The sequence below is a fragment of the Streptomyces sp. NPDC026062 genome, assembly GCF_055568375.1.
In genome coordinates, this window is record NZ_JBVHOQ010000007.1 from 65,984 (window position 1) to 79,137 (window position 13,154).

Consider the following 13,154-nt stretch of genomic DNA (forward strand, 5'->3'; position numbering starts at 1 on the left):
ACCGGCCCTGGCGCCGGCCCGCAGTTCCTGACGGGCGCGCGACGGCGGGGTGCGTGGACGCTACAGGACAGTCAGTACCCCGGTTCCCCGGGTCGCTGTGAGTCCGTCCGGCGTCTGGCAGGCAGTCAGGTCGGCGAGTGCCGCGACGACCTGAGTGGCCGAGTGTCCGGCGAACTTGCGCGAGTGCGGAGAGCGCTGCACTGTTCCGTCGGCGCATGGGGGTGTGGGTCGTTTTCATGTCATTTCCTCCGTTGATTTCCGCCATGCCGGCCAGCGACGATCTCGTTGACGGGGGCATGGAGCGGGTGAGGTGGACTGTGCGCTCGGTTGTTCGGGGCGGAACGTTCTTCATTCCGCCTTCTGTCGGAGAAGCGCGGTCAGGCGCTGCTGCTCGGTCGCGTCACCGGAAGGCGGATACGGATGCCGGAGCGGATGGCGCGGCATTCATGAAGCGTGGGACCGGCGTGTGGTGGGCCGGAGGGAGAGGTGCAGGGGCGTCCTCCGTGTCAGGGCGTTGCGTCATGGCGTCCGGTGGGCCGCGGCGGGGGAAGTGTTTCCATCAGGGAGCCCTCGAACCCGTGGATGCCGACCAGCGGGCGGCCGTCCGCCGAGGCTGTGTACACATCCGTGACCGCGTCGTGAAACGTGGAGACGCCGGCCGGATAAGTGCGGGACAGGACTTGGTCGTTGCCTCGCCCGTACATCTCCGTGCGTGCGATGCGACGAGGGACGACGACGCGGCGGCAACCGTCTCTGCCGGGCGCGAGCGTACGTGTGCGGAGCAACGCGCACAGAAGGAGCGCGGGCAGGGTGAGCCGGCCGAGAGTGGGATGGTCGGTGAACGTTGTGGGTGCGGGTTTCCAGAGCGCTGACGTACCACTCGCCGTGCGGGCCCAGCGCCTCGTGTTCACGAAGGGGCCGCTGAGGCGAACGGGCGAGTCATGACAGTAGTAGGGGTCGGGCGGCAGGTGCCCGGTCCTCTCCGGCTCCGGAACGGGTCCGGAGGCCTTCACCCTCCCGGGACCGGACGCCGAAGCGGGGGCGTCGAGCAGCACATCCACCTGGAAGTGCCGTACCTCCTGCAGGTGCGCATCCCCTGAAAGGAGGGCGGACCTGATCTCCACGTGGACAGCCGGGCGGCCGTCCACCGGTGTCCTTCGGGCGGTGAGGGTGAAGATCCGCCGGGGTGAGGGGCGGACGAAGCGTTCGAAGGACGCGTTGAGGAGCACGGAGGGCGCGCCACTCGGCACCAGGACACCGGCGGCTTCCGCGGCGGCGGCGAGGAGGAACGTACCGGGCACGGCTGCCCGGCCCTTGACGAGGTGCTGCGCCAGATACGAGTGATGCGGGGAGCCGAAGTCCAGTACCCAGCGGGTGGAGCCGTCGGGAGTCAGGGTGCGGGGGCCGCCGGTGAACACGGGGCCGTCGCCGTTCTGTCGGCGTCGGCCTGGGCCTGCTGCATCGCGGGTGTACGGCTCCGCGACGGCCGGTCCCGCCACCGCAGGGGCCGTCGTGGCGGCCGGCCTCGCCACCGCAGGGCCCGTGGCGGCCGATTGCGCGGCAGCCCGGACAGGACGCGGGGCCGTCGCAGGATTCTCCGGGGCCAGCAGGGTGGGGAGCTCCCGCCGCAGCAGGCCACGCTCCCGGTCACCCAGATAGACACTGGCAGCGGAGGAACCTCCGGCTGCGGCGAGTTCTGTCAGGAAGAGACGCGTCCCTTCCGAGTCGTCTATGGCGGTCAGCCGGCCTTGGCCGATGAGCTCGGTCATTCTGGTGGGGCTGGCTGCGAAGTACCCGCTCTCCCGCCACAGCGGGAAGCCGATGCTCAGCTCCCTTTCGGCGCCCTGATGCTGAGCGGCGCTCAGAAGCATCGCGTTGGCAGGGCCGTAGTCGATCTCGCCGGGCAGCGGATGTACGGCGGCAACCGAGGCGACGTTGCACCACAGACCCGGCCGCAGCGGGGCGAAGCTCTCCCGAAGGCTGTGATATCCCAGCACCTTCACCTCGCGCACCGATACGAAGTCCGCAGTCGTCTTGCGTGTCAGGGGTGCGCTGCGGCTGCGGGTGGCGGCGTGCAGGAAGAGATCGACGCGGTCCGCGGCCGCTGACACCGTGCGAGCCGCGGCCTCGGTGTCCTGCCGGCTGGTGATGTCGCAGACGAGGTAGTGCACCTCCGTGATACCCGGTGAGTCCCGAAGCCGTTTCAGGTTGAACGCGGCGCGACGGCCCGCGAGCAGCCGGTCGGCATGCCGAGAGGCTGCGGCGACCGGATGCCCCTCCCTCAGAGCCTGGCGGATGAGGCCGGCTCGCAACGACGGCAGGTCGTGCTCGGTGGCGTCCAGCAGTCCGGCGGGCAACCGGCTGAGGTCACTGCTGCCCAGCACCCAGATGCGCGAGCCGCCCGAGTGAGACGTCGACGCGGTCAGCGACCGCAGCAACTCGCTGGTGACTCCACCGGTGCCGCCGCTTGCGACGATCACCGGAAAGTGTGGTGACGGTTCCGGCTCGGGCAAAGGCGCGGGCACCAGCTTCAGGGTGTGGCGGACTCCTTCGTGGAACCAGGCCGCCGCATGGGAACCGCTGGTGGTCTCACGGGCCAGCAGGCCGAGCGCGGTTGCCGCGTCGTCCGCTTCACTGACGACGACATGGACCGGGAGTCCGGGATGGTCCGCCGTCAGCGTCGGGACCAGCGCGGTGAAGAGCGCGGCGTGCGGATGGTCCGGTGGAGCCAGCACAACGATCCTCAGCGAGCCGGTCAGCCCCGTCCGGCGTGCGTGGCCGAGGGCGTCGAGGAGCCGTACGTGCAGAGCGCTGTGCGCGGCGTCCGGTTCGCACGGCCACGGCCGGGGACGGCTGACCACCATCACATGACCGGCGGCGCGGTCGACGGCCGCGTGGAAAGCGGCCCGCGGAATCGGATCGGATGCCGGAGTGGTGCAGCAGAGCGTCACGCCCGCTGCGGCGGTGGCGTAACGCAGACGGTCCGCCACTTCGGAATCGTCGGTGAGCAGGAGCACTCCGGGCGGGATCGGCGAGGGAGGTGCGCCGGCGAGCGGCGGCAGCGGGTCCGGGAGGTGACGCGGCACATAGCGGCGGGTGAGGGGCGCGGGCGCGGCCTCGTCCCGCCCATCCACCGAGGGGCCTGGCGCTCTGCGCCGCGGGATCGGACGGACGTCGCGGGGGGCGTCGGAGTCGTCGTTTTCGACCGGTTCCAGGTGCGGGGGAAGGGGCACGGCGGGGGCCGGGCCGGCGGCCGAGGCCACTGTGGCAAGCAGGGCAACCACATCCCCTGCCGTGTGGAAGCCCGTCGCCGGATCCCGGTCGCGGCCCGGTACGTCGGGCGAAAGCGAACCGGGAAGCAGCCGGGCGGCCACGGGCCAGAGGTGAGCCCGTGCTGTTTCCTCGCGCGCCACGGCGAGGAGGAAGGCGCCCTGCCGGGGGCGAGGCGTGTCGGCCGCCGTGGAGGGGTGCAGGGATCCGGAGTCGACGGCGAGGACAAGCGCCAGATCCAGGACACCGGACGAGAGATAGAGATCGGCGACCGCGAGGGCGGTGGCGCCCGAACTCCGGCCGGTGTCCACACAGAGACTGGCACCGTGCAGGTCGTAGCGTGCGGCGATCCGGGACGGGATCACATTCGGCAGAACGCCTGGCATGGCGTCGGGGCCTGCCTGGGGAGTACGTGCCCGTACGGCGTCGAGGTGTCCACGCACCAGGTCTGTCGCGGCCATGTCGCTGTGGACCGCCTCCGTGAGCAGCTCGGCATGGCAGCGGGCCGCGTAGTCCACGAGTCTGGCCGGTACCCCGCTGTGGGCGGCGATGACGCCGGTTCGGTCACGTACCGCCTTCCAGAGCTCCCCGTGTTCCACGACGAACCGGTGACCGACGGCCAGGGCCCGGGTCTGCGCGGAGTCGATCGCACGCAAGGTGGGAACGGGAAGCCGGACGGTGTTGTACGCCGGCAGTTCCGGTCCGAACCGGCACTGCGGGGCCTCACCCGTGCCGCGCAGCCATGCGCGCACGGCCGAGGAGTCCGGCTCGCCCGGCAGATGCGCACTCCATGCGACGAGTACGAGGTCGTCGGCGCCGCGGGGCGTCCGTGCCTTCGTGCCGTGGACGGGCTCGCTCGCCGACGGGGGTTCGCCGATGCGGAGGTGGGCGTTCGTCCCGCCGAAGCCGAACGCGGAGACACCGGCCACACGCTTTCGGGAGGTACGGGGCCAGGGCCGGTCCTCGGCCGGAACGGAGAGGGACCCCAGATCCTGTACCGGGGTGGTGAAACCTGGTTGTGCCGGGATGACACCGTGCCGAAGGGCGAGGAGTGCGTGGGCGACGGATGTCGCCCCGGCAGCCCAACCCGTGTGGCCCACAACTGTCTTGTTGGCCGTGCAGGTCCAGCCCCGCTCCGGTACCTGTCCGGTCAGCGCGGTGATTTCCGAACTGTCCCCGGCACGGGTGCCGGTGGCGTGCGCGAGAATCCAGTCCACGGCATCGGCGGGCTCCTGCGCATGTTCGGCCGCCCGTAGCATCGCCCTGCTCTGCCCTGCCGACAGAGGAGCGGCGATCGATCTGCCCCTGCCGTCCGAGGAGGCACCGAAACCTGCCAGCACACCGAGTACCGGATCTCCGTCCGTACGCGCCCGGCTCAGCCTCTTCAGTGCCAGCAGCACGCATGCGTCGCTGAACAGGGTTCCGTCGGCACCGGCGTCGAGCGCACGCAGGTTCCCCGTCGCCGACAACCCTCCGATGGCGGAGAACAGCACCGACATGGTCGGCTCCAGCACCGAGACTCCTCCGCACAACGCGAGGTCGGCGGTTCCTCGAAGGAGCAGCCTGGCGCCGAGGTCGAGAGCGTAGAGGGACGACGAACAGGCCGTGTCGACAGTCCATACCGTTGTTGCGGCGGGCATCAGTCCGCGTATCGCCGTTCGTACGGCGCCCTCGGCCTCCTGGCACCCGGGCCGGGCGTAGGGAAGCGCTGAGGAGAGCAGGCCGCGAACCCGCGCCTGTGCCGTACCTGACTGCTGCGCCGGGGCGGGCGTCCCCCCGGTGAGCGCATCCAGGAGCACGTTCTGCATCAGTGCCTGGCTTCCTCCCGGCCAGGCACCCACCACACATGCGCCGTGTCCGGGGAGAGCGGGCCGAACTCCCTTCAGGGCCTGCTCGGCACAGCAGCGCAGCCAACGCACTTCGTGGGGGTCTCCGTCCTCTTCGGCCACAGGTGATTCGTGGATGTATCCCGACACGCGGGCGTAACCGCGGTCCGCCCGGTGATCGGCGTCCTGGAGGAAGTGGGAGAGGGAAAAGCGGGGGCCGGGTTCCGAGAACGGTTGCCCGGGGCCTCGGAGCAGTCGCCAGAACTCCTCCGGGTTCCCGGCTCCGGGCAGACGCAGGCCGAGACCCACCACCGCGACCGTCTCATCCGCGCCGTTCACGCCGAGGTCCGGGAGGATGCGTCGGTGTGGACGACACCGGTGGAATGCCGCTCCCCGGCCGCGGCGGTCGCCAGAAGGTGATCGGCGATGTCCGACAGAGTCCGAAGCGAGTCGGGGTGGGGCTTGGCCGGGGACGGCAGTCCGTATCGGCGGTGCACGGAGGCGAGCATCTCCACTTGTCGCAGCGAGTCCACACCGAGGTCATTTTCGAGTTCGGCGTCGGGTACCAGCACTTCCTCCGGGTAACCAAGACGCGCGGCATAGTGCTGCTGCAGGGCTGTGAGCAGCAGGGGCCGTTCGGGGAGCGCCTCGGCTGCTCCACCGTCCCCGGCCGCCTGGTCCCGGACAGGTTCGTCGACGGAGACCTCGGGAGGCGTGGTGATCATGATCCCCGAGGACGGCTGCTCCGCCTGCTCCCACCTGTCCTCTGTCCGCTCGCGCGAATCCGTCGGGCCGGCCGTGTGGGACGGGTCGGCCGTGCCGTCCGGGACGACGGCGTCCGCTGTTGCTTCACGTGCGTCCGGGACGACGGCGTCCGCCGTTGCTTCGCGTGCGCCGGGTGCGCGGCCGGCCGGTCGGCCGCCGGTCAGCGTGGCCAGTTCCTGCCTCAGCTCCTTTGCCCCCACGCGCCGTCGCAGCGGCGCGACTGCCTCCACACCGGGCAACACACCGGCCGCCAACCGGGAGAGGATGTCCTTGGCACCGCATTCGACGAACACCTTCACGCCGTCGACGTGCAGTTGGTGCAGCGCCGACATGAAGTCGAAGGGTGTGACCATGTGTTCGGCACCGATACGCCGTACGTCGGCGACATCGTCGACGTAGTCGCTGGCGAGCGGTGAGTAGACACGTCGTTGCGGAGCGAGGGCGGGGGCACATGCCATCACCTCGGCAAAGTCCTTGGAGGCTTCGGCCATCCACGGACTGTGGTACGGGTATGCGGCCTTCACCCGCACCGCTTGCGCGCCGAGCGCCGTCGCCACCTGGAGAGCCTCGTCCAGCGGCCTGTCCGGGCCGGCCAGCACCGTCTGGCCGGGGCCGTTCACCACGGCCACTCCGAGGGACCAGTCGTCGACGAGAGAGGCCAGGTGCGCGGCTCGCGCACCGCCCATTCCGACAGCCAGCAGACCTCCTGGAACGATCTCCTGGCGCCGGCACACCCGGTCACGTTCGCAGATCAGCCGAGCGGCCTGGGACACGGTCCACACCCCAGCGACGGTCAGCGCGGCCCACTCCCCGAAGCTGTGACCCACCAGCACGTCTGCGTGTACACCCTCCTTCTCGTACAGAACCGCGCAGGCCAACGACACGGTGAAGATGCACAGATGGGCCACCGTGGGCCGGTCGGCGAGGAGTCCGTCGAGCCTGGGCGCCTTCGGACGCAGGAGGGGTTCCGACACGGGGGTGTGTCCGTACTCGGCGCACACGGCATCGACCCTGCGCAGCACGTCGGCCACTTCGGGATATGCCTCGGGTATTCCACTGAGCACTCCGGGCAGGTAGGCGCCCTGTCCGGGGAAGAGGAAGGCGGTGTATCGCTGCATGGTGCTGGTTCCTGTCTGTGTGCGGTTGGCGTCAGCCTTCGGTCCCGACCGTGGGCTTCGGGCTTCGGCCACGTTCCGCAGGGCCTGAGCCGGTCGTGCCGTCGGTGAGGGTGATGCCGCGGCTGGTGAGGACTTCATGGGCGGTCGCCACGGCGTTGAGTGCGCGGGGGAAGCCCGCGTACGCGCTCTGCTGGACGAATGTCTCGACTACGACTGTTGGACTGATCCCGATGTCCAGTGCCACTTCGACGTGCAGTGCCAACTGACGCTCGCAGCCGCCCATCGCCGCCAGGGTGGCCAGGACCACGAGCTGGCGTTGGGCGACGTCGAGCGTGTCGCGCTCGGAGAGGTCGGCGTACACGAACTCGGCGACATAGCGGCCGAGGTCAGGGGCAACTCCGGCCAGGGAGGACATGAACTGATCCGTTGCTGAGGATCCGCCCAGTTCGCGCATGCGGACGAGTCCGCGTCGATACCGGTCGTCCTCAACTCGCTTGGCGGAATTCAATGGGCACCTCGAATTCTGCTGAGGGCTTGCGGAAAATGGATAGGGGAACTTTCGCTCCTCAGCCAGTGGTGTGGTGGTACCGGGTGACTCACCGCAGGGTCTGTTTCGTCACCGACGCCGTAGAAACAAAGAAGAAGGGGCGCCGGTGAGGCCTGAGGGGCCCCGGGGCAATGACGATTCACCCCCTCGGCAGGGGGAAAGGGGGGAATGAGAATCTGCGACAGACCTGTGGAGGCAACTTCTTTACTGGAGCAGCTGTGAAGACGTTTCGTCAATAGCTCCGACGAAGAAGGGCTTTCGGGATTTACCGACCTCCCGACCGCACCCTGAAGTGCAAGAGGTCATGCCACAGCCGCTGCTGGGGGGGTCACATGCCCGCAGCAGGCAGGCTCGCAGACCAGGATCGTCCCGTCGCTCAGGCCCTGCGAGCAGACATGGCGACGTGTTCCCCGGGATTCTTCACCGATTATTCGGGAGGACGAATCTCACCGTCGGATCCGTGGGCTGCCGCAGCCCGACGCGGGCGGAATTCCGGGGCTGCCCGGGCTTCCACCCGAAGGTGGTCAGCTCTCACGAGTATGTGGGTGGCGCAGAGCGCTTTTCTGCTGCTTCCCTTCCTGATCATTCTCCCGGCTTGTCCTTGGCACCGGAACCCGGTGGAATGCGTACGGCTCGGGTGGTGTGCCGGGAACGGACGTCCATACGGTGCCGGTGCCGGAGGCCTGGAGGCAGGCGGTCACCGCGGCCGCGACGTCGGCGGTGCTCCGCACAGGAATTCCCTCATGGACGAGGTCGGCAAGGACATCGCCGATGAGCGGGGTGTCGGTGAAGTAGAGGCAGAGAACCCGCACGCGCACACCCTGACGCCGAGCTGTGGGCGCAACAGCTCTGACAAGGCCGACAGTGGCCGCCTTCGCCGCGGTGTAGTAGGGGAATCGGTAGTACCCGGTGAGACCCGCGAGTGAGGAAATCCCCAGGAATGTGCCCCGAGTTGATTGAGCGAGTACAGGCAGCGAGGCGGTCAGAGTGTTGCTCATCGTGATGACGTTGTGGGAAAGAACGTCCTCGAACTCACCCGGCAGCGGAGAGGTGACGTCTGTGGTTCCTCCTCTGTTGCCCGCTGCGGCGACCACCATGTCCAGACCGTGCAGGGCGTGGGCTGCCGCAGCCACCGCCTGTACCGCGGCAGAGGGATCTCGCAGGTCTCCCGTCCAGTACGGGCAGGAGACCGAGTCGGCGACCTCGGCCGTCCGACGGGGATCACGGCCGCAGAGAAAGACGCGAGAACCTTCCACGGCAAGCTTGCGGGCGATGGCGGATCCGATTCCGCCGCTTCCGCCGGTGACCAGAACCGCCGAGTCCCGCAGCGGGTATGAGCTTTCGGATGTCATGAGTTCCTCTTGTCCGCCATACGTCAGTCGCCGCGGAACAGCGGCGTCTCACCACTCACATGGGCTGCCCAGGCTCGCCGTGCGTCGTTGATCTCGTGGTGCGAGCGATGGTGGTACCGGTCCTGCAAGGACAGAGCCGCATCGGTTCCCAGATGCCAGGCACGTTCCCGGAGCTCCTTGAAGAGACCTATGGTCCCTGTCGGAGCTGTGGCGAGCTCCTCGGCGAGGCGTGTCGCTTCCGAGCGAAGTCGCGAAACGGGAACACATCGGTCGACGATTCCCCGGGCTACGGCCTGACGAGGGCCGATCCGCTCACCTGTGAGGAACATCCGGGTGGCCATCGAGGGGCCCACCGCCCTGGAGAGCATGGCCACGTCGCCGAGATGCGCCATGGGCAGACCCGGGGTGGCGAACCACGCGTGGTCGGCCGCTATGCGGTAGTCCCCGGCACAGACGAGGGAGAGGCCCGCGCCCAGGGCGGGCCCATTGACCGCGACGATCACCGGAACGGGCATGCCGACCATCAGGCGGCAGATGGTCAGGTACAGGTGTTCGTGTGTACGGGGATCGTTGGGGGTGCCGTCGTAGGACCCGGTCCGCCACCTTCCGGTGGCCCGGAGATCGTCACCCGCACAGAACGTCGTGCCCGCCCCGGTGATCAGCACCGCGCGGACGTCGCGGTTTCCGTCGCACTCCTCAAGTGCGGCGGCCAGTTGCCCGGCAAGGGCGAGATCAAGTGCGTTGCGCTGCTCGGGGCGGTTGAGGGTGAGCGTCAGCACACCGGATCCGAGGTGACGGGTGAGGACTGTTGTCATGGTGATCTCCGTGCCGGCGTTCATCGGTAGACACCTGCGGGGTCGAGGTCCCTGAGCGCACCGAGTTCCCGTTCCGTGATCCCCGGCTCGGCGACAGGGGCGGGGAACCGAGGGCTCCAACGGGTGGTGGCCGCAACGGTCCTCGCGGGATCTGCCCCCGGCCGGCCGGGCGGGGGGAGCCAGGTCGACAGCGCGAATTCGTTCAGTGGTCCTTTGCGTTCGAATCGGCCGTACTGGCTCACACAGGTGCCCACCCGCTCACCGGGGCTCGTGATGTGATGAACCGATGCCACATATCGGTTCGGACGCGCCGGGGCCACGACGACGCACTGGGCGGCGGCGATGTCACAGGCTCCCCCCGGTCCGGTCATCCAGTCTCCGGAGGGCAGTACCGAGGTGTTGACGTTTCCGGTCGGGCCGATCTGCCCGGCGGACAGCACACCCAGGCAGGAGTCCGCGCCGGCTGTGACGATTCCACCCATGACATCGGCCATGGAGAGGTTCGAGGCGGCGTGGGCGGCGTGCCGCCGGGCGAACAAGTAGACGTCGCCTCCCGTCGGCCGCATGTCGTGGAAGCCGAGTTCGGAGCAGATACTGACCGGAACGCCCTCACGGGCGAGTTGGGAGCCGGCAAGCCATGCGGCCAGGTGGGAATGGCCGATGCCGGCCAGGACCGTACGGAACCCACCGGCCCGCACCTTGTCGGCGACGGCGCGCGCGCCGAGGATGATGAGCTGCTCCCTTTCGGTGGGGCCGCCCCCGGAAGCGGGAACGGCGGCAAGCCGCGGAGCTCTTCTGGCGTCCAGCGCGCGAAGGTAGCCGGCATGACTTCCCGGCGCCTCCACCCACTCCTCGTACCAGTTCCGGGCCTCGCCCGCACCGAAGCGGCCGGTCACGTCCGCGAGGAAGGTGTAGTCGTCGTCGTACCCGCTGACACCCGTCGCCGGTCCGCACGACAGGGATTGCGGGTGTGCGCCCCGCTCGGCCACGCACAGTCCCCGTACGCGATGGCCGGGCACCATGAGGAGTCCGGCACAGGCCCCGGGCAGTTCGTCCACCACGCGCTCCGCGGTCGCGAGGACCCCGTCCTTCGCCGCCGCGGAGCTCCAGGCGCCTTCGCCGCCCGGGCTGCCCAACACCAGATTGCCTGAGCGGTCGGCCAGCACCGCGTGAACAAGTGTCAGATCGGGGCGCAGGGGTGGGATCAGGTCCGCGGTCGTCCCGTCCTTGAGCCGGACCTGCTGGAGCTCCTCCTCCTTGTCCCGCCGGAGATCGCTGTGGAGCAGTGACCTGCTGAGGGCGGCCGGGGCACCGGTGCCACCGGCGATCAGCCGTTGCGTCAGGGTCCACAGGGGCCAGACGCTCGCGGTGAAGGGCCTGCCACGCGTCAGCTCCTTGTACAGGGGGTTGGGGCGGGGGAGAGGGTATGTGTCGCCGAGGAAGCCGGTGATCATATGACGCACCGCACCGGACAATGCCAGGGCATGCGCGCCGGAGTGCACGGCTGCCATGCTCACCGTCACGTCGCGGCGATTCCTTCGGGTGCGCGCGAGGGCGTACACAAGGGCGTTCGGGCGTGACATCGTCGCGGCGAAATGAAGGTGGTGCCCGGGCCGCACGACGGCTTTCAGCATGTCGTCCGGATCGTCGAAGAACTGTGGGGTCACTCCGGCGCCCCCATCAGCAGCGCGGACGACTGGCTGCCCAGGGCGAAGGACAGGGAGAGCGTTGTTCGCACCTCGACGCGGCGTGGCCCTTCGGCGACGTGATCGTGATTGCAGTCCGGATCGACGGGGCCGACTATGCGTGTGGGCGCCAGCTCCTGGTGATAGGTCATCAAGGCGCAGGCGGCGGCATTCACGATTCCGGATGCGCCGAGGGTATGACCGAACACGGGCTTGTTCCCGCCCAACGGCGCCCAATGGGAGCGGGGTTTCCCCTCGAACAGACGGGATAGCATCCGGGATTCGGTGCGATCGTTGAGCCCCGTGGAAGAGGCGTGTCCGCACACATAGGAAAGATCACCGGACGCGACACCGTGCTGAGCCAGCAGTCGGGTGACGAGCCCTGCCATGCTCATACCTGTGGCATCCATACTCGTCGCATGGGCGGCCTCGTTCTCCGACTGTTGTCCCAGAATGGTGGCGTAGATTCTTGCTCCCCTGCGCATGGCATGCTCCGGGCTTTCAAGAAGCAATGCCACAGCACCTTCCCCCAGTGCGAATCCGTCACGGTCCAGTGAATAGGGACGCATCGCTGTTTCGGGTTCGGAGGTCCGTCTGCTCAGGACGCCCAATGCGTTATAGGCGTGCAGCAGGTCGGGCACCAGCGGGAACTCATGGCCGACGACCACCATGGCGTCCGCGCTGCCTGCGGCGATTTGCTCGGCGGCCCAGCCGATGGCCTGGTGTCCGCCCACGCATGCGGAGCTCAGGGTGGCAACCGGCCCCTTGATTCCGGCGTAGACCGCGAACAGGGAGGCCGGTGCTCCGGGCAGGCTCAGCAGAGCGTCAGCCCTTCCCGGGCGAGTGCGTGGACCGTGCGGGTTGCTGCCGTCGGACCACCACTGCAGTGGTCCGCGCGAACTCGAAGCGACAATGCCGATTCGCCCCGGATCCAATGTGCCCGACGCCAGTCCGGCGTTCTGGCGTGACTGCTCCATTGCGGCCATGGTCAGCAGGATCTCGTCGCTGTACGACTTGGCGAAGCGCGGTTCGATTCCGGGTAGCAGGTCCACCGGCCGTCGGCGGCTGACGGCGGCGCCGAGTGGATTCTGCAATTCTTCGAACATGGGGCCCTGCAGGGCTTGTACGCCAGGGCGGGCCGATCGCAGGGCACTCCAGAATTCTGCGGCGCCGGATACGCCGGACAATTCTGCTCCTATTCCGGTTATGGCTGCCAAAGGATGAATATCTTCGGTCATTGCTTTCCGATCGGTTGATCCAAGGCCCGCGCGGTCGGACTGGGAAAGTGGTGAACCTGGCCACCGAAGGCGGGGGGTTCATGAGCTCACGCCGCCTTGTCTATCGGGTGGATCCAGGATGATCGAGAGGGGGGCTTTTCCTGCGGCGCCGGTGGCTGCTCGTGGGTGTTACCGGCCGGCTCGATCCGCTGTCGTCATCCGCGCACAGTTCGATGTTGTGGCACCGGACGAGCGTCCGTGGATCTTTTGTCCAGTGGGAAACGCTCGTCGACCATCCAGCACATTCAAGTGCGATGGCCGCTCGGATGCCATGGGTTGGTCACCCCTGACGTGTTGAAAGTGCGGTGGTGATGAAACCCGCGCGCCCGAGGCCATGTTGGCCGGCCCGCACTCGGTGCGGCGGAGGGCCCGCCGTTCTCGGGGCCTGAGGGGAGGCGGGGCTGGGGCGCCCTCCTGGAGCGTCTTCCTGACTGTCCCAATGTGTGCTGATTGGGCCATTAAAAAGTGATACATGTAGGTATGGCTGGATTTGGATCCA

Annotated in this window: 7 protein-coding genes and 1 pseudogene; all 8 read right to left on the bottom strand. The window is 68.5% G+C overall.

The window, feature by feature from the left end:
* Positions 1-506 precede the first annotated feature (506 nt).
* Positions 507-5,078 carry an SDR family NAD(P)-dependent oxidoreductase gene (locus tag ACZ4LX_RS08490; RefSeq protein WP_467721134.1) on the bottom strand — a complete coding sequence of 1,524 codons (4,572 nt, stop codon included), beginning with the start codon at positions 5,076-5,078 and terminating at the stop codon, positions 507-509.
* A gap of 159 nt (positions 5,079-5,237) precedes the next feature.
* Positions 5,238-5,435, bottom strand: a pseudogene (locus ACZ4LX_RS08495) (beta-ketoacyl synthase N-terminal-like domain-containing protein); the annotation flags it as partial.
* A complete protein-coding gene (locus ACZ4LX_RS08500; RefSeq protein WP_467642343.1) occupies positions 5,432-6,979 on the bottom strand; it encodes an acyltransferase domain-containing protein in 1,548 nt (515 codons plus the stop codon). The gene ACZ4LX_RS08500 and the pseudogene ACZ4LX_RS08495, both read right to left, overlap by 4 nt.
* A 31-nt stretch (positions 6,980-7,010) precedes the next feature.
* Positions 7,011-7,394: a carboxymuconolactone decarboxylase family protein gene (locus ACZ4LX_RS08505; RefSeq protein WP_467642345.1), complete on the bottom strand. Its 384-nt coding sequence runs from the start codon at positions 7,392-7,394 to the stop codon at positions 7,011-7,013.
* A gap of 656 nt (positions 7,395-8,050) precedes the next feature.
* The gene (locus tag ACZ4LX_RS08510; protein ID WP_467642347.1) at positions 8,051-8,878 is read right to left on the bottom strand and encodes an SDR family NAD(P)-dependent oxidoreductase; all 828 of its coding nucleotides are present in this window, start codon (positions 8,876-8,878) and stop codon (positions 8,051-8,053) included.
* 23 nt (positions 8,879-8,901) lie between these two features.
* Positions 8,902-9,717: an enoyl-CoA hydratase/isomerase family protein gene (locus ACZ4LX_RS08515; protein ID WP_467642349.1), complete on the bottom strand. Its 816-nt coding sequence runs from the start codon at positions 9,715-9,717 to the stop codon at positions 8,902-8,904.
* Positions 9,714-11,360: a CoA-transferase gene (locus tag ACZ4LX_RS08520; RefSeq protein ID WP_467642351.1), complete on the bottom strand. Its 1,647-nt coding sequence runs from the start codon at positions 11,358-11,360 to the stop codon at positions 9,714-9,716. The genes ACZ4LX_RS08515 and ACZ4LX_RS08520 overlap by 4 nt, the downstream gene beginning before the upstream one ends.
* The gene (locus ACZ4LX_RS08525) at positions 11,357-12,616 is read right to left on the bottom strand and encodes a beta-ketoacyl-[acyl-carrier-protein] synthase family protein (protein ID WP_467642353.1); all 1,260 of its coding nucleotides are present in this window, start codon (positions 12,614-12,616) and stop codon (positions 11,357-11,359) included. The genes ACZ4LX_RS08520 and ACZ4LX_RS08525 overlap by 4 nt, the downstream gene beginning before the upstream one ends.
* Positions 12,617-13,154: the final 538 nt, after the last annotated feature.

What these genes read in the sequence shown, in the direction of transcription:
- ACZ4LX_RS08500 (WP_467642343.1), bottom strand. Translation starts at nt 6,979, where the DNA reads ATGCAGCGATACACCGCCTTCCTCTTCCCCGGACAGGGCGCCTACCTG.
- ACZ4LX_RS08490 (WP_467721134.1), bottom strand. Translation starts at nt 5,078, where the DNA reads ATGCAGAACGTGCTCCTGGATGCGCTCACCGGGGGGACGCCCGCCCCG.
- ACZ4LX_RS08510 (WP_467642347.1), bottom strand. Translation starts at nt 8,878, where the DNA reads ATGACATCCGAAAGCTCATACCCGCTGCGGGACTCGGCGGTTCTGGTC.
- ACZ4LX_RS08505 (WP_467642345.1), bottom strand. Translation starts at nt 7,394, where the DNA reads ATGTCCTCCCTGGCCGGAGTTGCCCCTGACCTCGGCCGCTATGTCGCC.
- ACZ4LX_RS08515 (WP_467642349.1), bottom strand. Translation starts at nt 9,717, where the DNA reads ATGAACGCCGGCACGGAGATCACCATGACAACAGTCCTCACCCGTCAC.
- ACZ4LX_RS08525 (WP_467642353.1), bottom strand. Translation starts at nt 12,616, where the DNA reads ATGACCGAAGATATTCATCCTTTGGCAGCCATAACCGGAATAGGAGCA.